The organism is Novosphingobium sp. CECT 9465, from assembly GCF_920987055.1.
GTDB lineage: Bacteria > Pseudomonadota > Alphaproteobacteria > Sphingomonadales > Sphingomonadaceae > Novosphingobium.
Genome location: NZ_CAKLBX010000001.1, coordinates 144,131 through 163,996, shown reverse-complemented (window position 1 = coordinate 163,996; position 19,866 = coordinate 144,131). Strand labels below are relative to the sequence as shown.

16 protein-coding genes and 1 pseudogene are annotated in these 19,866 nt (G+C 62.6%); 8 read left to right on the top strand and 9 right to left on the bottom strand.

Going from position 1 to position 19,866, the window contains the following annotated elements; all coding sequences use genetic code 11:
• The first annotated feature begins 62 nt into the window (after window positions 1-62).
• Window positions 63-1,028 (top strand): serine hydrolase, encoded by a 966-nt coding sequence (locus LUA85_RS00775; RefSeq protein WP_231466421.1) that lies wholly within the window; start codon window positions 63-65, stop codon window positions 1,026-1,028.
• A 216-nt stretch (window positions 1,029-1,244) separates the two neighbouring features.
• Here LUA85_RS00775 and LUA85_RS00770 read toward each other — a convergent pair whose 3' ends face one another.
• Both LUA85_RS00770 and LUA85_RS00765 read right to left on the bottom strand, forming a co-directional pair.
• A complete protein-coding gene (locus LUA85_RS00770) occupies window positions 1,245-2,174 on the bottom strand; it encodes an IS110 family transposase (protein WP_231466349.1) in 930 nt (309 codons plus the stop codon).
• Between the two features lie 320 nt (window positions 2,175-2,494).
• Entirely contained in the window at window positions 2,495-2,692 is a 198-nt protein-coding gene (locus LUA85_RS00765) for a hypothetical protein (protein WP_231466420.1), read from the bottom strand.
• Window positions 2,693-2,973: 281 nt separating this feature from the next.
• On the opposite strand from LUA85_RS00765, the gene polA reads away from it, so the two are divergent.
• Complete coding sequence (gene polA, locus LUA85_RS00760) at window positions 2,974-5,811, top strand: DNA polymerase I (RefSeq protein ID WP_231466418.1); 2,838 nt, start codon at window positions 2,974-2,976, stop codon at window positions 5,809-5,811.
• A 74-nt stretch (window positions 5,812-5,885) separates the two neighbouring features.
• Here the strand turns inward: polA and LUA85_RS00755 are convergent, their stop codons facing one another.
• On the bottom strand, window positions 5,886-6,587 hold the full coding sequence (locus LUA85_RS00755) for a hypothetical protein (protein WP_231466416.1): 702 nt from the start codon (window positions 6,585-6,587) through the stop codon (window positions 5,886-5,888).
• A 173-nt stretch (window positions 6,588-6,760) separates the two neighbouring features.
• Between LUA85_RS00755 and LUA85_RS00750 the strand changes: the two genes are divergently transcribed.
• Window positions 6,761-8,269 (top strand): YifB family Mg chelatase-like AAA ATPase, encoded by a 1,509-nt coding sequence (locus tag LUA85_RS00750; protein ID WP_231466414.1) that lies wholly within the window; start codon window positions 6,761-6,763, stop codon window positions 8,267-8,269.
• Window positions 8,270-8,400: 131 nt separating this feature from the next.
• On the opposite strand, the gene LUA85_RS00745 is transcribed toward LUA85_RS00750, so the two are convergent.
• Window positions 8,401-8,649 carry a GlsB/YeaQ/YmgE family stress response membrane protein gene (locus tag LUA85_RS00745; protein WP_231466413.1) on the bottom strand — a complete coding sequence of 83 codons (249 nt, stop codon included), beginning with the start codon at window positions 8,647-8,649 and terminating at the stop codon, window positions 8,401-8,403.
• 489 nt (window positions 8,650-9,138) lie between these two features.
• On the opposite strand from LUA85_RS00745, the gene LUA85_RS00740 reads away from it, so the two are divergent.
• Together LUA85_RS00740 and LUA85_RS00735 are read left to right on the top strand one after the other, a co-directional pair.
• Complete coding sequence (locus LUA85_RS00740; RefSeq protein WP_231466411.1) at window positions 9,139-11,154, top strand: ribonucleoside-diphosphate reductase subunit alpha; 2,016 nt, start codon at window positions 9,139-9,141, stop codon at window positions 11,152-11,154.
• Between the two features lie 186 nt (window positions 11,155-11,340).
• Window positions 11,341-11,739, top strand: a pseudogene (locus LUA85_RS00735) (PepSY domain-containing protein); the annotation flags it as partial.
• Between the two features lie 155 nt (window positions 11,740-11,894).
• Here the strand turns inward: LUA85_RS00735 and LUA85_RS00730 are convergent.
• Complete coding sequence (locus LUA85_RS00730; protein ID WP_231471726.1) at window positions 11,895-12,119, bottom strand: DUF2171 domain-containing protein; 225 nt, start codon at window positions 12,117-12,119, stop codon at window positions 11,895-11,897.
• A 502-nt stretch (window positions 12,120-12,621) separates the two neighbouring features.
• Here LUA85_RS00730 and LUA85_RS00725 point away from each other — a divergent pair.
• Together LUA85_RS00725 and LUA85_RS00720 are read left to right on the top strand one after the other, a co-directional pair.
• Window positions 12,622-13,677, top strand: a complete 1,056-nt coding sequence (locus LUA85_RS00725) for a ribonucleotide-diphosphate reductase subunit beta (RefSeq protein ID WP_231466407.1) — start codon at window positions 12,622-12,624, stop codon at window positions 13,675-13,677.
• Between the two features lie 235 nt (window positions 13,678-13,912).
• Window positions 13,913-14,461 (top strand): hypothetical protein, encoded by a 549-nt coding sequence (locus LUA85_RS00720; protein ID WP_231471937.1) that lies wholly within the window; start codon window positions 13,913-13,915, stop codon window positions 14,459-14,461.
• A 256-nt stretch (window positions 14,462-14,717) separates the two neighbouring features.
• On the opposite strand, the gene LUA85_RS00715 is transcribed toward LUA85_RS00720, so the two are convergent.
• On the bottom strand, window positions 14,718-15,116 hold the full coding sequence (locus LUA85_RS00715; protein ID WP_231466405.1) for an endonuclease domain-containing protein: 399 nt from the start codon (window positions 15,114-15,116) through the stop codon (window positions 14,718-14,720).
• A gap of 133 nt (window positions 15,117-15,249) precedes the next feature.
• Between LUA85_RS00715 and LUA85_RS00710 the strand changes: the two genes are divergently transcribed.
• A complete protein-coding gene (locus LUA85_RS00710; protein WP_231466404.1) occupies window positions 15,250-15,513 on the top strand; it encodes a hypothetical protein in 264 nt (87 codons plus the stop codon).
• Window positions 15,514-15,524: 11 nt separating this feature from the next.
• On the opposite strand, the gene LUA85_RS00705 is transcribed toward LUA85_RS00710, so the two are convergent.
• Genes LUA85_RS00705 through LUA85_RS00695 form a run of 3 tightly spaced genes read right to left on the bottom strand, consistent with a single transcriptional unit; the run spans window position 15,525 to window position 19,708 of the window.
• Window positions 15,525-16,907 (bottom strand): TolC family protein, encoded by a 1,383-nt coding sequence (locus LUA85_RS00705; RefSeq protein WP_231466402.1) that lies wholly within the window; start codon window positions 16,905-16,907, stop codon window positions 15,525-15,527.
• On the bottom strand, window positions 16,904-18,013 hold the full coding sequence (locus LUA85_RS00700) for an efflux RND transporter periplasmic adaptor subunit (RefSeq protein ID WP_231466401.1): 1,110 nt from the start codon (window positions 18,011-18,013) through the stop codon (window positions 16,904-16,906). The genes LUA85_RS00705 and LUA85_RS00700 overlap by 4 nt, the downstream gene beginning before the upstream one ends.
• Before the next feature lie 3 nt (window positions 18,014-18,016).
• Window positions 18,017-19,708 carry an ABC transporter transmembrane domain-containing protein gene (locus LUA85_RS00695; protein ID WP_231466399.1) on the bottom strand — a complete coding sequence of 564 codons (1,692 nt, stop codon included), beginning with the start codon at window positions 19,706-19,708 and terminating at the stop codon, window positions 18,017-18,019.
• Window positions 19,709-19,866 lie beyond the last annotated feature (158 nt).

Below are 19,866 nucleotides of genomic sequence, written 5' to 3'. Positions count from 1 at the left end.
GAAATCGCAATGCGTTACGTTTGTTAAAGACACATAAACCGGGTTCAGGGTAGGGTATCGGCATGAAGTTCCGCACCGCAAGGATCATCGCCGCGCTGTTTACCGCAGCGCCTGCGCTCGTCGCTACCGTTCCGGCTGTGCAGAGCCGCGCGCCCGTTACCGTACTCGACCAGCGCGACCAGATCATCCAGCAGCAGGTTGCCGCCATTGCCGCCGAAGGTCGCGGCAGGATCGGCGTTGCCGCGATGGACCTTGACGGCGGCGGCCAGATCTTCGTCAATGGCGACATGCCCTTCCCCATGGCCAGCACCGCCAAGATTGCGGTGGCCGCGACATTTCTGGAACAGGTGGAAAAAGGCACCTACCGGCTCGACCAGCAGTTCCCGATGATGCAGAGGGTGCGCGAAACCGGGTCGACCAGCCCGGAAGCACCGCTCCGCGCGGGCACGGTGATGACGGCGCAAAGCCTGATGGAACTGATGATCACGCGCAGCCATAACGAGGCGACCGACGGGTTGATCAACGTCGTCGGCGGGTTCGAGAACGTGAATCGCTGGCTGACCCGCAACGGCATTTCCGGCCAGCGGCTCGATCATACCATGGCGACGCTGGTGCGCGACGATGGCAAGGTCGATCCGGCGCGCGTGATCGATACCCGCACATCCAGCACCCCGCGCGCGATGATCGCGCTACTGGCCGCGATCGATCGCGGTGGTGTGCTCACTCCCGAAAGCCGGGCGGTCTTGCTCGATACCATGACCCGGACAAGCACCGGCAAGACTCGCATCCGCGCGGGCCTGCCCGAAGGTACGCTGGTCGCGCACAAGACCGGCACTTTGTGGGGTGTTACCGACGATGTCGGCATCGTCCGCCTGCCCGACGGGCGGCATCTTGCAGTAGCGTTCTTCGTGACCGGCCCGGAAGGCCATGCCACTCACGCAAAGCTGATCGCACGGATGATGCGGACGATCTACGATGGCTACAGTACGCCGCTGGCCAAGAATACGCAGGATCTTGTGCGGCGCTGATCATGCGCTGCTGCTGATCTGACGTTCACGCCGCCGCGTAGCCCATGCTGCGCGGCGGTTTCTTGTTGGCAAACGGCGTGAGTCCCAAAGACAAGGGATTGTATCGTTTGCAAACACGGGGCGTAGACCACCCTCCCCGCTGCGACTAACGCTTCTTTCAGAAGCGCAAGTCTCGCTCCCCTCCCTGAAGGGAGCGACTATCTGACAGGTCAAGTGTCACTGACCAATTTCAGCTCTTGTTTCGCGTGCTTTTGCGTTGAGTCGGACGAGCAGTTTTCGGGCGAGGGCGATGCGGACGACCATTTTGGGTTTACCTTGGTCGAGCAGGCGTTGGCGGAACTCTGCCATGGCCGGATCGAATTTTCGCACGATGTCGGCGACGAGGAAGAGGATCGAGCGGACAGAGCTTCTTCCACCACGGATAGATCGGGCACCGGATCGTTTGCCGCTGTCGTTCGCGATGGGCGCAAGGCCTGCAAGTTTGGCGATGGCCTTGTTCGACAGGGTTCCGATTTCGGGCAGTTCGGCCAGCAGGGTGGCAACGGTGCGATCTGCCACGCCCTTGACCGAGCGCAGTGTGCGATCAAGCGCGGTCCAGACGGGATCGTGTTCGATCAGGCCTGCGATTTCACGGGCCAGCGCTTTGGCTTGGGTATTGAAGAAGGCGATGGCCTCTTTCAGGCTGGCAAGGGCAAGCGGATCGCGGGTGGAATGCAGGCGCTGCTTTTGCACCGTGATATCGCCTGTCACTTGCCGCAACCGGGCAGAAAGCGCGCTAAGCCTTTGTTGTTCGTCGCAAGGTGGCGGCGTTGGCCGTAGCCGCCGTGCCGCAGCAAAGCAGGCGATGACCTCTGCATCGATACGGTCGGTCTTCTCCAGCCGCCCCATCGCCTCGGCAAAATGCCGTACCGCTCTGGGATTGGTCAGGGCACAGGGCATGCCTGCGCGCCACAGCGCCAGGAATGCGTCCTGTTCGAGCCCGCCACTGGATTCCATCACCACCAGCCCTGCGCCATGGCGACCGGCCCAGTCCACCAACGCAGCAATCCCCGCCTCATCATTGGCGAACCGGCGATAGCCGCCGGCCTCGATCCAGCCATCAAGCCAGGCCTTGCTAACATCCACTCCACAAATCGTTTCGATCACGGTAACCTGCCTTGTCCGTACGGTTGAGACACCTGCCGACTATTCGGTCGTGCGTGACAAGCGGTGCTGGTCCCAGGCTCCCTTACGGTTACTGCCTGAGGGGTGACGGGCGACAGCACCGCAGCGCCGGGGTGGGTGGCCACCCACCCCGGCGATCAGCCGATTACATCGCAATCAACCAACAACGTCCAGATACAAGGGGCTGGGGGCGGGTTTACGGCGACTGTTTCTGCAACCGGCATATTCGCCACAGACAAAGGAGCGCGGCCCGCGAAGGCCACGCCCCTTCAATCTTTGCAACCATCCCTTGCGGGAATGGATTACATCGAAGCAGCTTCGCTCGCGTCAGCGGCGGCTTCCGAAGCGGCGCCCGAAGCGTCCATGGCGGCGCCAGAGGCGTCCATAGCGGCTTCGGTAGCTTCCATAGCAGCTTCGGTGGCTTCTTCAGCCGGCTTTTCCGAGCAGCCAGCAAGAGCAAAGGCGGTGCCGGCGACAGCGGCGAGGATGAGCTTGCGCATGCGTTACAATCCCTGGATTGAAGTGAACCGCGCCGGGCAAGCAGCCCGCCGCAAAGCCTACTCAGCCGGTAGACTTCGGGACCCAATTAATCGGCAATTCATCGGCTTGCAAGCAGAACACGACAGCAACTTGTTTCAACCTGCCTATTGCGCGGGCGGGAATGCCTTTTTTTCGCCTGAATCCGGGGCGTTCAGGCGCCCCGCGCATGCGCCGAAATGTTGTTAAGGGTGTTCTGCGCAAGCCCCATGACGTGGGCGAGAAGCCCTGCTAACACCCCGGGATGGACGAAAAGCAGCATCTTTATCTGGTCGACGGGTCGGCCTACATCTTCCGCGCCTATCACCGCCTGCCCCCGCTGACGAACCCCGTCGGCGTACCGGTGGGGGCGGTTTACGGCTACACGACAATGTTGTGGAAACTGGCCGAAGACCTGCACAAAGCCGATGGTCCCACGCATCTGGCGGTCATTCTCGACAAGGCGGGCACATCGTTCCGCAATGATCTTTACGATCAATACAAGGCCAACCGCCCGCCCGCGCCAGAAGATCTGGTGCCGCAGTTTCCGCTGATCCGCGATGCCACCCGCGCCTTCAGCCTTGCCTGCATCGAGGAAGAAGCGGTCGAGGCCGATGACATCATCGCGTCCTATGCCCGCGCCGCCACATTGCGCGGCTGGGACGTGACGATCGTGTCGTCCGACAAGGATCTGATGCAGCTGGTCGGCAAATGTGCCGAGGGTGGCGGCTGCATCGACATGCTCGATACGATGAAAAACCTGCGAATCGACGTGGCCGAAGTGGTCGAGAAGTTCGGGGTGGAGCCTGAACGGGTCGGGGACGTGCTGGCGCTGATGGGTGATTCGGTCGACAACGTGCCCGGCATCCGTGGCATCGGTCCCAAGACCGCGACCAAGCTGATCCAGGAACACGGCGATCTTGAAGCCGTGCTTGCCGCTGCGCCGACGATGAAGGCCGGCAAGCTGCGCGAAAGCCTGATCGAGCAGGCCGACATGGCGCGGCTTTCGCGCGTACTGGTCCAGCTCAAGGAAGATTGCCCGCTGCCGGTGCCGATCGAGGATTTCAAGCTGGAGGTGATCCCGCGCGACCCGCTGGCCGCGTTCCTGACCGAGCATGGCTTTACCAGCCTGCTGCGGCGGCTGGATGGGGGGCAAGGCAGCCCCGGCCCCAAGACGCAGCTCAATCCTGCAAAGCCCGATAACGTGGCCGCTCCCGCCACGGTGGCCGGTGCGGCCCGCCCCCTTCCCGCATGGCCTGCGGTCGATCGCGAGAGCTACGCCTGCATCCAGTCCATCGGCGAACTCGAACAATGGATCGCCCGCGCGTTCGAAGCGCGCGTCGTGGCGGTCGATACCGAAACCAGCGCGCTGGACGCGATGCGCGCCGATCTTGTCGGGGTCAGCCTTGCGCTTGGTCCCAATCAGGCCTGCTACATACCGCTCGGTCACGGCGGGACCGACATGTTCGCCGAAAAGCCGTTGCAAGTGGACAAGGCGGCGGCGCTCGCGCTGCTCAAGCCCTTGCTCGAAAGCGATGCGGTGCTGAAGGTCGGGCAGAACATCAAGTACGACATCAACATCCTTGCCCGGCATGGCATAGCCGTAGCGCCCATCGACGATACGATGGTGATGAGCTTCTGCCTTGATGCCGGACGTGGTGAAGTGGGTGTTGCCGGGCATGGCATGGACGAATTGTCCGAGCGCCACCTTGGCCACGCCACGATGACCTTCAAGGAACTGTGCGGCAGCGGCAAGAAGGCGATCTCCTTTGCCGAAGTGCCGCTGGCCGATGCCACGCGCTACGCCGCGGAGGATGCCGACGTGACATGGCGCCTGCACCGCCTGTTCGCGCCACGCCTTGCCGAAGAGGGCGGCACGCGCGTCTACCAGCGCGTCGATCGCCCGCTGGTGCCGGTGGTGGCCATGATGGAGCGCAACGGCATCAAGGTGGACCGCGAACGGCTGGCCGGCCTTTCCGCCGAATTCGCCACACAGATCGCACGGCTGGAAGGCGTGATCCACGAAGCAGCGGGCATGGCCTTCACCATCGGCAGCCCCAAGCAACTGGGCGAGGTGCTGTTCGACAAGCTGGGCTACAAGGGCGGCAAGAAGGGCAAGACCGGGCAGTATTCAACCGACCAGTCCGTGCTCGAAGGCCTTGCCGGACAGGGCGCCGAAGTGGCCACGCTGGTCCTCGAATGGCGCCAGTTGTCGAAGCTCAAGTCCACCTATACCGATGCGCTGCAAGCCGCGATCAATCCCGATACAGGCCGTGTCCACACCAGCTACAGCCTTGTCGGTGCGCAGACCGGGCGCTTGTCGTCCAATGATCCGAACCTGCAGAACATCCCGATCCGCACCGAGATCGGCCGCCAGATCCGCGATGCCTTCGTGGCGGAACCGGGGAATGTGCTGCTCGCGGCAGACTACAGCCAGATCGAACTGCGCCTTGCAGCCCATATGGCCGATGTGCCCGCGCTGAAGGAGGCCTTTGCGGCGGGCGAAGACATCCATTCGCGCACCGCGATGGAGATGTTCGGCCACGTGGACCGCGACACGCGCGGACGAGCCAAGACGATCAACTTCGCCATCCTCTATGGCATCAGCCGCTGGGGACTTGGCGGGCGGCTGGGCGTGAGCGCGGACGAGGCGCAGGCGATGATCGACCGCTATTTCGAACGCTTTCCCGGCATCCAGCGCTATATCCACGACACGTTGGAAAGCGTACGCGAGCTTGGCTATTCCGAGACGCTGTTCGGCCGCAAGACGTGGTTCCCGCGCATCGGTTCAAAGAACCAGGCCGAGCGCCAGGGCAGCGAACGCGCCGCGATCAACGCGCCGATTCAAGGCACCAGCGCGGATATCATCAAGCGCGCGATGGCGCGCATGATGCCGGCTTTGGACGAGGCAGGGCTGGGGCACGTGAAGATGCTGTTGCAGGTCCACGACGAACTGGTGTTCGAAATGCCTGAAAGCGATGTCGCAGCCGCAAGGCCGGTGATCGAGCGCGTGATGGCTACAGCGGCGGAGCCTTCGGTGAAGCTGACGGTGCCGCTGGGCGTGGAAATCGGCACCGGACTGTCATGGGGCGCGGCGCATTGATGCGGGCGTAGAGGCCCACCCCCAGCCCCTCCCGCAAGCGGGAGGGGCTGGGGGTGGGCTTCGACTTCAGATCGTCAATCCAGCGCCGCAAACCGCGCCATGTCCGCGGTGCCCAGCATCAGTACATCATCGTTGGGCACCGAATTGGTCAGGGCATAGAACGCCACGGCCTTGTCCCCTGCCAGTCCCATCTCACGGTAGTAATCGACATAGGCCTTGTTGACCGAGGCATCGGCGGCAAAGTCGCCGGGTTCGCGCCCGTCTTCATCGATCCACGAATGGACGGCGAATGAAGCATCGGGCGCAGCGCGGCGGCTCGCCCCTGCAAGAAACAGTTCAACCGCACCTGAGCGTACCGAGCCATGATCGGGCACATGCGTGGCAATGCCGCGCGCGCGAATCATCCGGCCCAGCCGCAGGTTGGCGAAATCATCGACCGTGCCGGGGCAATCGGCCATTTCCAGTACGCGGATTGCAGGATAGGCGCGCAACATTTTCTGGAAGTCCGCTGGCGAATAGCTGTCGGTTTCCGCAACAAGGGCAGCGCGGGTGCCGTCGATCACCTCGAACGGGCCGAAGCTGGCGATGCCCTTGCGCGCAAGGTCTTCGTGCAGCCCGACCAGCCGCTCGGACCCCGGCTCTTCCACCTCGACGACGGTCGTCTCGGTCCAGGTGACGCCGTTCTCGACCCAGGTCCGGGTGGAAACCTCGCGCGCGGCCAGTGGCTGGCAAGCCAGCAGGGCGGCAATCGCGGGCAGGATCAGGCGGCGGAGCATTGCATCTGCTTTCGGCCTGACCGGATTGCCGAACTGCCAAGGAACGCGGTTAAATCGGGTTCACCATCAATTGTCCTAACCGAGTCAGATGCTTCCGAATTGGCGGAAATCAGACGCTTTCGCTTCCCCGCGCCCGATCCCTACGCAATTACACCGATAGGACAGGAGCATGCATGGTCGCGCTGGTATCGACGGTTGCCTATCTGGGGCTTGAGGCGCGCGGTGTGGAGGTGCAGTGCCAGGTTGCGCCCGGCATGCCCGCGTTCAAGCTGGTGGGCCTGCCCGACAAGGCCGTGGGCGAAAGCCGCGAACGGGTGCAGTCGGCGCTGTCCGCGCTTGGCCTTGCGCTGCCGCCAAAGCGAATCACCGTGAACCTTTCCCCCGCCGATCTGCCCAAGGAAGGATCGCACTACGATCTGCCGATCGCGCTCGCGCTGCTGGCGGCGATGGGCGTGGTCGATCTGGAACAGATTGCCGATTACGTGGCGGTGGGCGAACTGGCTCTGGATGGCCGCGTCCTGCCTTCGCCCGGCGTACTGCTGGCCGCGCTTCACGCCAGCGGACAGGACAAGGGCCTGATCTGCCCTGCCGCGCAAGGGCCGGAGGCGCGCTGGGCGAGCGGGATCGATGTGATCGCCGCGCCCGATCTTGTCGGGTTGCTCAATCACCTCAAGGGAACGCACCGTCTGCCCGCTCCGCGCCAGGGCGAGGCAGAGCTGCCGCGCCGCCGCGCCGATCTGCGCCAGGTGAAAGGACAGGAAACCGCCAAGCGCGCGCTCGAAATCGCCGCAGCGGGCGCGCACAACCTGTTGATGAGCGGGCCTCCGGGCGCAGGAAAATCGCTGATGGCATCGTGCCTGCCGGGCATCCTGCCCGAACTAACTGCGGCAGAGGCGCTGGAAGTGTCGATGGTCGCCTCGGTCGCGGGCACGCTTGAGGATGGCCGGATCAGCCGCGCCCGGCCTTTCCGCAGCCCCCATCACTCCGCCTCGATGGCCGCGCTGACCGGGGGCGGGCTGAAAGTGCGGCCCGGCGAGGTCAGTCTGGCACATCTGGGCGTGCTGTTCCTTGACGAATTGCCCGAATTCCAGCGCGCGGTGCTCGATTCGCTGCGTCAGCCACTGGAAACCGGCGAAGTCACCGTGGCGCGCGCCAATGCCCACGTCACGTTCCCTGCGCGGGTCCAACTGATCGCGGCGATGAATCCGTGTCGCTGCGGCCATCTGGGCGATCTGGCGCTGGGGTGCAGCCGCGCGCCGCGCTGTGCCGCCGATTATCAATCCAAGGTGTCCGGGCCTCTGCTTGACCGGATCGACCTGCACGTGGACGTTGACCCCGTTTCCGCCGCAGACCTTGCCCTGCCGCCGCCCGCCGAAGGGTCCGATCAGGTCGCCGCGCGCGTGGCCCGCGCCCGCGCGATCCAGACCACGCGGCTGGAGGGGACGGGCCGCCGCACCAATGCCGAACTCGACGCCGACCTGCTCGATCAATATGCCACGCCCGACGAGCCGGGCCGCAAGCTTCTGGCCCAAGCTGCCGATGCCATGCGCCTGTCTGCGCGGGGCTATACCCGCATGTTAAGGGTGGCGCGCACCATTGCGGATCTTGCCGGAGCTGAAACCGTGGGCCGCATCCACATCGCCGAAGCGCTCAGCTACAGGCGGGTCGCGCCAAGGGCTTGAAGTGGTTCACGCAGAGGACGCAAAGAGGTTCCTTTGCATTCACCGACGAAGTCGGCACAAATCATATTGCCCGTTCCACGCCTTGGACTGCACGCAACGTCTTTGCGCACTTTGCGGTCTCTGCGCGAAAACTAGAGGCTGCGCCCGATGAAGATCAGCAGCATCGCGCCGATCACCGATGCAAGGCAGCCTGCGCGATTCACGCCATCGCCGAACGTGCTGCTGGTCCGCCAACTGGCAAACAGCCCCGCCACCAGCGCGCCGCCGACGCCGAGCAGGATCGTCTTGAGCATCCCGATATCGACATCGCCGGGATAGAAGAACCGCGCGAGCACGCCCACGACAAGGCCGGTGAACACGATCGAGAGAATATTCAGCACGCCTACGCTCCATTCCTGTGGACACACCATATGGGACCGGTTGACCCGTTCTTGTCCACAATTTGCCGACGCGGACCAAATAAATTCCGACAAGCGCAGATTGCCACTTGAAGTGGCGCTTCTCCCGCGCGTCGCTGCACTGCAACATGGGTTGGTGAGCGACGAAGCGAATCGAGCGTACGACGAATCGAGTCTGCCTCAGCACTGTTACCCTCTTGTGTCTCAAACCGGTTGAGGCACTATGGGTTGTGGTTGGACTTCGGGGGAACCTCTAGACCTTGTTTGGCGTTGATGTGCGCGTTTTCCGCGAATTGGCAAAGGTTTGTCAGTTCGAACACGCGGTCCACCATGATTTGAGATTGCAGCGCGGTGGAGCTTTCAGGAATAGTGTTCCTGATATGTTCCATCTCCGCTATGGTCGGGCTGGTTCCGATTCGAAGAGGCGATGTGCCCGATAGTTGACTTGGGCGTTCAGACAGGGGTTGCGACGTGGATTTCAGAACTGGAGACGGCTCGGTGGCTGCACAGGACGAACTTGCCCTTGCTGAGGGCAGCAGCGCTTCGGCACCTGCCGAAGCAGCAAAGGCGATGGACATGAACACCAAGGACGCAGGCAGCGAGGCGCTGGTCGCAGGCATGGCCGCCACGGTCGCGGCGGCGGCGGTTGCAGCAGCGCAGCCCGAAAGCGATTCCAAGAAGGTCAATCCGCGCCGCTTCACCATCGTTACCGATGACAGCCGCGATGCGCTCCTCACCGATTTCGGCAAGGATACGCTGGACGACCGCTACCTGCTGCCCGGTGAGAAGTATCAGGACCTGTTCGCGCGCGTGGCCGATGCCTATGCCGACGATCAGGATCACGCCCAGCGCCTCTATGACTACATCTCGAAGCTGTGGTTCATGCCGGCAACGCCCGTGCTCTCGAACGGCGGCACCGGGCGCGGGTTGCCGATCTCGTGCTATCTCAATTCGGTCGATGACAGCCTTGAGGGCATCGTCGCCACCTGGAACGAGAACGTCTGGCTCGCCTCGCGCGGCGGCGGCATCGGCACGTACTGGGGCAAGGTGCGCGGCATTGGCGAGAGCGTGGGCCTGAACGGCAAGACCAGCGGGATCATCCCGTTCGTGCGCGTGATGGATTCGCTCACGCTTGCGATTTCGCAAGGCTCGCTGCGCCGTGGTTCGGCGGCATGCTATCTCGATGTCAGCCACCCGGAAATCGAGGAATTCCTCGAAATTCGCAAGCCATCGGGGGATTTCAACCGCAAGGCGCTGAACCTGCACCATGGCGTGTTGCTGACCGATGATTTCATGGAAGCCGTGCGCGATGGGCGCGAACACCACTTGCGCAGCCCCAAGGACGGTTCGATCCGCGCCACGGTCGATGCGCGCTCGCTGTTCCAGAAGCTGGTCGAAACCCGCCTGGCCACGGGCGAACCCTACATCGTGTTTTCCGATACCGTGAACCGGATGATGCCCAAGCATCACCGCGATCTGGGGCTGAAGGTCTCGACATCGAACCTGTGTTCGGAAATCACCCTGCCCACGGGCCGCGATCACCTCGGAAACGATCGCACGGCGGTATGCTGCCTGTCGTCGCTCAACCTTGAAACCTGGGACGAATGGAACGCCGACAAGCTGTTCATCGAAGACGTGCTGCGCTTCCTCGATAACGTGCTGCAGGATTACATCGACCGCGCGCCCAGCGTGATGGACCGCGCCAAATATTCCGCGATGCGCGAACGCTCGGTCGGCATGGGCGTGATGGGCTTCCATTCGTTCCTGCAGATGAAGGGCATCGGCTTCGAATCGGCCATGGCCAAGGCGTGGAACCTCAAGATGTTCCGCCACATCGCGGCCAAGGCGGACGAGGCTTCGCTGATGCTGGCGCAGGAACGCGGGCCGTGCCCCGATGCCGCCGACATGGGCGTGATGCAGCGCTTTTCATGCAAGATGGCGATTGCGCCCACCGCGTCGATCTCGATCATCTGCGGCGGTACGTCGGCCTGTATCGAACCGATCCCGGCCAACATCTACACGCACAAGACGCTGTCCGGCTCGTTCGTGGTCAAGAACCCGTACCTGCAGAAACTGCTGGCCGAAAAGAGCAAGGATTCCAACAACGTATGGAACTCGATCCTTGAAAACGGCGGATCGATCCAGCACCTTGATTTCCTCTCGCCAGAGGAAAAGGCGGTCTACAAGACCAGCTTCGAGATCGACCAGCGCTGGCTGCTCGAATTCGCGGCGGACCGTACACCCTATATCGATCAGGCACAGTCGCTGAACCTCTATATCCCGGCAGACGTGGACAAGTGGGACCTGATGATGCTGCACTTCCAGGCATGGGAACGCGGCATCAAGAGCCTCTATTACCTGCGCTCGAAATCGGTCCAGCGAGCAGGGTTTGCCGGCGGGGTGGAGGCGGACAATACCGCCACCGCGCCGCGGATCGAGCTTGCCGCTGCCGAAACCGATTACGAGGAATGCCTCGCCTGCCAGTAAATCTCGATCAGTGAATCTGGATCAGTGAATCTGGGTCAGCAATGGCCCGTTGTTGAGGTCGCGTCATGCCTGTCCCGGCGATACATCCCGCGACACTTCGCGGCTTGCCCCGCGCCCATTCGCGCGCGAATAGCACTGCGTCCGGCTTGATCCCGGCCGGGACGCAACTGGGGGCAACGTGTTCGCCGGGAACGGAAGGAATTGACTATGCGCAAGTGGCACCGCTGGATCACGGTGTTTTTCGGCGTGTTCATGCTGTGGATGGCCTTCACGGGCGTTGCCAGCCATGTGACCGCATTGTGGCCCGCAGCCGAGGCCGCCGCTCCGCCGCCCGTGCCGCAGGGCTTCGTCTGCCCCGAAACGATGATGTGCCGTCCCAAGGCGCCCGAAGGCAGCATGAAGGCATTGGTCGGCTGGTTCCATCACCTGCATTCGGGCGAGGAATTCGGCCCTGTCGGCACCGCGATTTCGCTGATGACCGGGCTGGCGCTGCTGTTCTTCAGCATTTCCGGCCTGTGGATGTATCTTTCGATGTGGAAGAACCGCAAGGATCGCAGCCTCAAGCCCGGTCTGTTCTGGAAGTAGGTTCCGGCGCGGTTGCCCATACCACCACACGGAAAAACGCCCCGCGATTACGCGGGGCGCTCTCCGGTCGCGGGGGACGACCTGGTCCCGAAGGGGGCGGGACGTATCGACAGACCCGGTCAGGCCTGCTTGGGCGTCCCGCGGCAGACCGGGACCTATTTTTCTTCGAGCATGCCCCAGGCCACATCACCGTTGGCCGAGAGCCGCACCTTGTCGCCTTCGACACCGGCAACCAGCCCGACAGGCAGGTAATGATGGTGGCCCGAATGGGTTCCACCCTCATGTCCGGCATCGTTCTCACGCTTGGTCAGCTTGATGCGGTGGCCATCCACGCCATCGACCGTGCCGACATGCGTGCCGTCCGCGCCGATCACTTCCATGTGTTCGCGCACACGGCCCGACCAGTCGTTGTCACCGCCATCGAACTGCGATTGCTGACCCGACGCGTCATTGAAGCTGCCCTGCTGGCCGTTGCCCTGCTGGCTTTGGCTGGCCTGTGTATCGCCATTCCACCGCGCGTTGCCCTGCTGTTCAAAGCTGCCGGCCGCCTGCGGGCGATTGCCTGTATTGGTCACGTTCCGCGAATCGTTCGATTCATATTCGCCCATGTCAAATCTCCTGCGTTTTCAGAAGGGTATTTCCCTGCCGTTCGTTCCGGCAGGCATGTGACGAGAACAGCGCGCCACAACGCCCGTTCCGTGGTCAGTTGCCCGCCCACGCCAGTCCGCGCGGCCCGTGCGCCAGTCCGCATTCGCCTGCCTGTTCGGGCAGCGATCAGGGCGGGGGAAAACCGCCTATCAATCCCCGGCCATTCGCGCGCCCGCGCTTTCGCCGTCGCCCGCCAATCCCTACATTGCCAGAATCAGTACAGGACGCCCGATCATGTCACTTCTTGAAGCCCGCAAGACTTACAAGCCCTTCGAATATCCCTGGGCCTATGAGTTCTGGAAGCGTCAGCAGCAGATCCACTGGATGCCCGAAGAAGTGCCGCTGGGCGAGGATTGCCGCGATTGGGCACAGAAGATTTCCGAGCATGAGCGCAACCTGCTGACCCAGATCTTCCGCTTCTTCACCCAGGCCGACGTGGAAGTGCAGAACTGCTACCACGAACAATACGGCCGCGTGTTCAAGCCGACCGAGGTCAAGATGATGCTCGCCGCCTTCTCGAACATGGAGACGGTGCACATCGCGGCCTACAGCCACCTGCTTGACACCATCGGCATGCCCGAAAGCGAATACGGCATGTTCCTTGAGTACGAGGAACTGAAGGCCAAGCACGATTATCTGCAAACTTTCGGCGTCGACAATGACGAAGATATCGCCCGTACGCTGGCGATGTTCGGCGGGTTCACCGAAGGGCTGCAACTGTTCGCCAGCTTTGCCATGCTGATGAACTTCCCGCGCTTCAACAAGATGAAGGGCATGGGCCAGATCGTCACCTGGTCTATCCGCGATGAATCGCTGCACTGCGAAGGCATCACCAAGCTGTTTCACGCTTTCGTGGCGGAACGCGGCTGCCTGACCAAGGCGGTGAAGGAAGACATCATCGACTGCTGCCAGAAGACCGTGCGGCTGGAAGACGCGTTCATCGACCTGGCGTTCGAACAAGGCCCGGTTCCGGGGATGAGCGCCAAGGAAATCAAGCGTTACATCCGCTACATCGCCGACTGGCGCCTGAGCCAGCTTGGCCTGCCCGCGGTCTACATGATCGAAGACCACCCCCTCCCCTGGCTCGCCCCGCTGCTGAACGGCGTGGAACACGCCAACTTCTTCGAAACCCGCGCCACCGAATATTCGAAAGCCGCCACCAAGGGCGACTGGAACACCGTGTGGAGCAGCTTCGACAAACGCCGCAACGCCAAGTCTGCGGCGAACGAGCCAGCGCCGGTGGAGGTTGAGGTGGATATGTTCGGGGCTGCGGGGATCGCGGCGGAGTGAGGTGAAAGGGGTAGGGATTATGCGAGGGGCTTGGCCCCTCGCGCAACCTTGTCGTTAAACCATCGGAGTAATTACGCGACCGTGCTCTTTTATTCATAATTTCTATAAGGTTAGAATGATGCGGTCACGTCTTGCAAGTATCCTACGGAGTCTAGCAGCTTCACTCTCGCGGGAGACTATCACTACGGAATCACACCCACTCGACGGGTGTGATGAAAATGCCCTTCATGCTACAATGATGGAAGAACGAAAAGATCTAATAAAAGCATGGAGAGATTCAGAAGATACTTTTATAAAGACAATAATTCAAGTTACATCTTTATTAATAGGCTTGGCTGCAGGGTTTTTGACCCAGTCAACATCGAAAATATTTCCAAATTCTTTATTGTATTTAATTTATTTCTTTGTTTTTAGTGCTTCATCCCTTTTATTATCCATGGTGGAGTTTCTTTTTTCGGCCAAAGCCAATAGAGATCAGCAAAAAAATTTAGAAGCGTACTATACGAAGAAAACAAAAGTCGTAAAAGAGCCGTGGGCAAATCTTTTCGTTAAAATTTGTCAATTTGGTGCGTTTGTCACATTCTTTCTTGCGATAGCTTTTCTTTCGTTTTTTGCGGTGACCCAAACACAGGAGCGTCTCAATGAGCAGACCCAACAATCCACCACCACCGCCACCGCCCCCACCACCACCACCACCGCCCCCGCCCCCACCACCGCCTCCCCCCCCACCACCGCCTCCCCCCCCACCACCACCACCGCCGTCGGTGCCGGTTCGAAACAGTGATGGGCATTATGCCAGCTTCGGCCAAACTCGGTCAGCGGCTCCGTCAATGCCGCCTCCTCCGCCCAAAAAAGGTGGGAAATAACGCCTTCCATCTGCAAAAAAGTTAGGCGTTATCGGAGAAAATATACTTGGATGACGGGATTGAACGGTAGAAAGAGCCCATCCCTAACCCTTCCCGCAAGCGGGAAGGGGATTTTCTTGCCCGTTTTGCTTGGTGTTCTTCGCTTTCTTGTCCCCTTCCCGTTTGCGGGAAGGGTTAGGGATGGGCATTCGGCGGTAGCCGAACATGACGCGCCTTTGCCGCCTCAACCGCCAGAGCGATAGCCATCACCACGCCTTCCACATTCTCTCGCACATCGGCGTTGGTGAAGCGCAGCACCTGATACCCGGCATCGGCCATAAAGCGATCGCGGGCGGCGTCGTAGTCAGGGCGCAGGTCGTGGCTGTGGCCGTCCAGTTCGACCACGATCATCCATTCGCGGCAGAGGAAATCGGCGAAGTAGGGACCGATGGGCATTTGGCGGCTGAACTTTGCGCCCACGCCTCCACCCGGACCAGCGCGTGACAGATAGCGCCAGAGCAGACGCTCGGTCGGCGTGGCCTCGCGCCGGAGCGTGCGGGCGCGCTCGGTGTTGCGGGGTTTGAAGGTGGGCATGGGGTTTTCTTGCGCCGTGGTGAAGATTGGGCAATCGGGGTTGCTGCCGGATTGGCGGGATTTTGGCTTCGAGGGTTAGGGATGGGTCTTCGGTCCCGTTGCGTCCGCCCGACGCTTCGCATAAGCCCACCCCATGGAATTCGACGATCAGATGCGCCGGTACTTCGGGACCGAGGACCTTGCCGCCGCAACGCCTGCCGCGCTGGAGGCGGGGATCGAGCATATGCTGGTGGATTTCGGACTGGAGAAGGACCGGGCGCGGCGGTTCGGGATGTGGTCCTTGCTCTACATGCTGGGCGCCGCGCCGGATCTGGACGTGGCGTTCAAGGATGCGGATGACCGCGATGCGGCGCGCAACTTCATGGACATGATCGACCGCGCCACGCCGGGCGACTGAGCGCGCCGTTGCTACAGGCGCAACTGATCCCGATCGGCCATGGCGGCGACGAGTTCCGCACGGGCGGCAGCACTTCGATAGATCGCATCGATTTCGCGGATCGTGGCATCGGCCAGCGCTTCTTCGCGCAAGTTGACGACAAGGAAGTCGCTCGCGCCCAGCGCATAGCGGCGGCGCTCTGCCTCGGCCATGCGACGCGCCAGCGCGGCTTCGTCCGTCGCCAGCGCGGCGAGGCGCTCGGCTCCGTCCATCTGTGTGCGCAAGTTGGCGATTTCCACGCCGACCTGCTCTTCCAGCAAACGCAGGCGCAGCGTTAGCGCATCCTGTTCGGCGGCGACTTCGGCGATGCGCCCCCGCGCCGCGCGCTGTTCCAGCGGAAGCGTGAAGCGCAGGCCAAGCAGCGCTTCGGCAGGGGTGCGGACGGGCGAACCGGCCCCAATGTCCTTGGATGCCTCCGCGCGCAGATCCAGCCGGGGGCGCAGTTCGTTTTCGGCCAGCCGTGCGCGGATGCCGTTCTGATCGATCCGCGCCATGAGCGCGCGGATATCGGGCCGCCCGGACATGGCCTCCGTTCGATCCACCAGCCGGGGGCTGACGCCTTCGGGCATGGCCCTGGGCAGACGCGCGGCATCGGGCACGACCGGACGGCCCAGATCGTCACGCAGGAACAGCGAAAGCGCGTTGGCGAACAGCGTCAGGTCCTGTTCGGCCCGCACCAGCAGCGCCTTGCGCCGCACGATGTTCTGGCGGTTCTCGACACCCAGGATGGCGGGCCGCGCGCCAAGGTCTATCTGCCGTTCGATCGACGACTGGCGCTGCTGCGCAAGGTCGAACAGTTCGCGCAAGGTGGCGACGCGCAGACCCGCCGCAACCCATTGCTGGTAGGCTTCTATTGCCCGGCGCTGGACGCCGATGGCGATCATGTCGCGATCCAGCGCGGCAAGGTCGATGTCGGTCTCGGCCAGTTCGCGCCGACCGCGCCGCTCATCAATCACGCGGTCGCGCAGCAGCGAGAAGACCGCGCCGACACGCACCTCGCCAAGCTGGTTGGTGACAGACTTGCCATCGTAGGACGGGAACGCGCCGCTCGACAGGCGATAGCCGGTGTAGATGCTGCCGCCATTGTTCTGCAACGGGCGGCTGGCCTTCACATCGGCGAACGTGCCGTCGTAAAACCCCAGCGCGCGGCTTTGCGCATCGGCATCGAACACCAGATCGAACTGCCCCTGCGCCGACAACGCCCGCGCATCGGCCTGCCTCTGCCGCGCCATCGCCTCAAGGATCTGCGGCGCATGCGTGGCGGACGACCGCAGGACGTCATCCAGCGTCAGTTCCGCCGCATAGGCCGGCAGGGCGAACACAAACGCAGCAGCCACGATCAGGCGGCGGATCATTTCTCGTCCTCGCCATAGCCTTCCGCCTTAGGCTTGGCCTTGGCGGCCTCCTTGTCGGACAGCGCCTTGGCGGCAGTGCCCTTGCGCGGACCGGGATCGACCGGCTGCGGAAATTCCAGCGGAAAGTCGTTGAGCTGGCGCCACAGTTCGTAGCCGATGGTCACGGTTTCCATCTGAATCCAGCCGCGCACTTTCGATCCCAGTCGAACGAAGTTGCCGTCCGGCCAGCGCGGTTTGCCGGGCATCGGTTCCACCAGCACACGGAACAGGCCGGTTGCCTGCGCGGACGGATCTATCGAGCGCACCCGTCCATCGAACATTCCCTGCGCCACCGAAGGCCAGCCGCTGAACTGGATGGCAGGCCAGCCTTCGAAGTGCAGCCGCACCGGCTGTCCGCGCCGCACCAGAGCCACGTCGCGGCCATCGACCATCAACTCGACCACGCGTTCGGCGCGGTCGGGGGCAAGCGTTGCCAGCCAGTCGCCTGCACTGACCAGCGTGGCCCCGGCGGCAGTGTTGAGTGCCTGGATGCGCCCGTCCCGCGGGGCGCGCACCAGTTGCACCGACTGGCGGCCCAGCGCGATATCGACCTTACTCAGCTTGGCGCGGGCTTCGGCCAGCTTGGCACCAAGTTCAGCCACCTTGATCTGCGTGTTTTCGTAATCGCGCCGCGCGGCAAGGCCTTCCGAAAGCAATTCACCCGAACGCCCCACATCGATCCGCGCCACCGCCATCGCCTGTTCGGCGGCGGCAATCTGGGCGAGCACTTGCGCGCGTTCGGCAGCCAGACTGGTCAGGAGCGAGGGATCATTGTCGATGATCCGGGCAATCGGATCGCCCTGCTTCACCGATTGTCCGTCAACGACGTACCACTTCTCGACCCGTCCCGGCACCAGCGCGGTCACCTGTTGCACCCGGTCTTCAGGGTTGAGCGCGATCACCTCGCCCCGCCCCGGCGCGGTCTGGACCCAGTGAACCAAGAACAGGAACACCGCGATCAGGGGGAGCGCGATGGCGATCATCCACCCCAACGCCCGCGTCAGCCGAGGTACGCGCAGGGTTCCAAACGTGGTGAATGCGGAAAGGTTGCGCGGTGCAGTTGCCATGGCTCAGCGCTCCTCGTCGTGCATCGCCAAGGGCGCGATCTCCGCCGGATCGGCTACCTGCCGCTGTGTGCGCTTGCCGATCCACAGCCACGTGTCGCGCTGCAAACCTTCGGGACGACCGGTGAATTGCAGAACGGTAGTGCCGTGCGTACGCAATTGTGCCAGCACCGCATCCAGACGCGCAGGCGGCAGCATGTCAAACAGTGGGGAAAGCATCATCACGCGCGGACGGGCGAGCAACGCGCCGGCCAGCTTGAGCGCCATCGTTTCGCCCACGGAAAGCGGCCAGCCGGACGAGGACAGGCGCGCGTCCAGTCCGCCCGGCAAATCGCCGACACGGCGGGCAAGGCCAACCAGTTCCAGCGCATCGAGCATCGCTTCGGGACGACCGGGTGCGCTGAGCGAAAGGTATTCCCGCACGGTCATCTCGATGATCGTCGGCCGGTCAAGCACGATCACGTCCGAGCGCAGCCGGTACATGTCGAATGTGCCAAGGTCTGCCCCCCCGACGCTGACAAAACCGCTCTGCGGCACGTCCAGCCGCTTGAGCAGGGCTACAAGGCTGCGCTCGACGCCGGGCGCAGCGATCACGCCCACTTGCGCGCCGCTTGCCACGGAAAAATCGAACAGGTGATCACCGTGGCGCACATCGCGCAGCCGGATCGCGCCATCAGGCAGCGCAGGGGCATCGCCATCTGGCGCCGGTTCCTGCGGCACGTCCCAGAACAGCGACAGTTCCTCCATGCTGGCAGCCAGATCATAGAATATTTCAAGATATGTGCCGAGTTGCGCGATCCCGTAGAACACGCCGGAAAGAATCAGTTCGGCCGCGACCAGCTGCCCGATCGACAATTCGCCCTCCAGGATCAGCCAGCCACCCATCGCCAGCAATCCCGCACTGGCGAGCGCATAAAGCAGCAACAGTGCGATGGTTTGCCCGAAGGTATGGCGGAAATGGCGGCGGTGGCAGTCGACATAACGGGCCGTGACGGCTTCCGATCGGTCTATCGCGAAAGTCATATGGCGGCTTGACTTGTAAATGCCGTTCGATCCGCCGACACTGTCCAGCCAATGGGCCGCGGCGTGCTTGGCGTGGCTCTTGGTTACCGCCGTGCGCAGGCTGGAACTGGCCCAAACCCGCCAGATGACGACGACCAGCAATACCAGCACGGTGTTGAACGCAAGGAAGAACGGATGGTAGAAGCTGGTCACGACCAGCCCGACCAGACTTTGCAAAACAATGGTGAACCCGCCGATCAACAGGCTGGTCAGCGATTTCTGGACGACGACCGTATCGAAAAAGCGGTTGAACAGGTCACCGCGCCGCGCATCCACGAAGAACGGGTTTTGCGCGTGGACCGCACGCAGGGTGATTTCGGCAACCAGCCGGGCAAAGAAGCGTCGTTCGAACAGTGCCAGCAAATGAACGCGAAAAGCGCTGAGCACGCCAGAGATCACCAGCAGCGTGAACAGGATTGCCGCAAGCGTCAGCAGCGGTGCGGGCAGCGCGGTGTTGGCAACGGAATTGATCAGCAGTTGCACCGAAATCGGCGTGGCCAGCGACAGTAGCGAAATCGCTGCGCCATAAAGCAGCGCCAGCCTGAGAAACCCTGCGTCCGGCCCCAGTACGCAGGCCGTCCAGCGCGAAAAATCCCGGAATGTCGGGATATGGTGGTCGGCAGCAGGGTCGGCCATCGGATATCGGTTCCACTCTTCGCAATCGCAGCATGAATGGGGCTGGGTGCGTAACATTGTCGGAACCAAATGTAATCAATTGTTGCTGGCATACCGGATGCACCGGAACCACCAGGCTGTCCCCGCTGTTTCGCAAACGCACACCAAGCCTTTGCCTT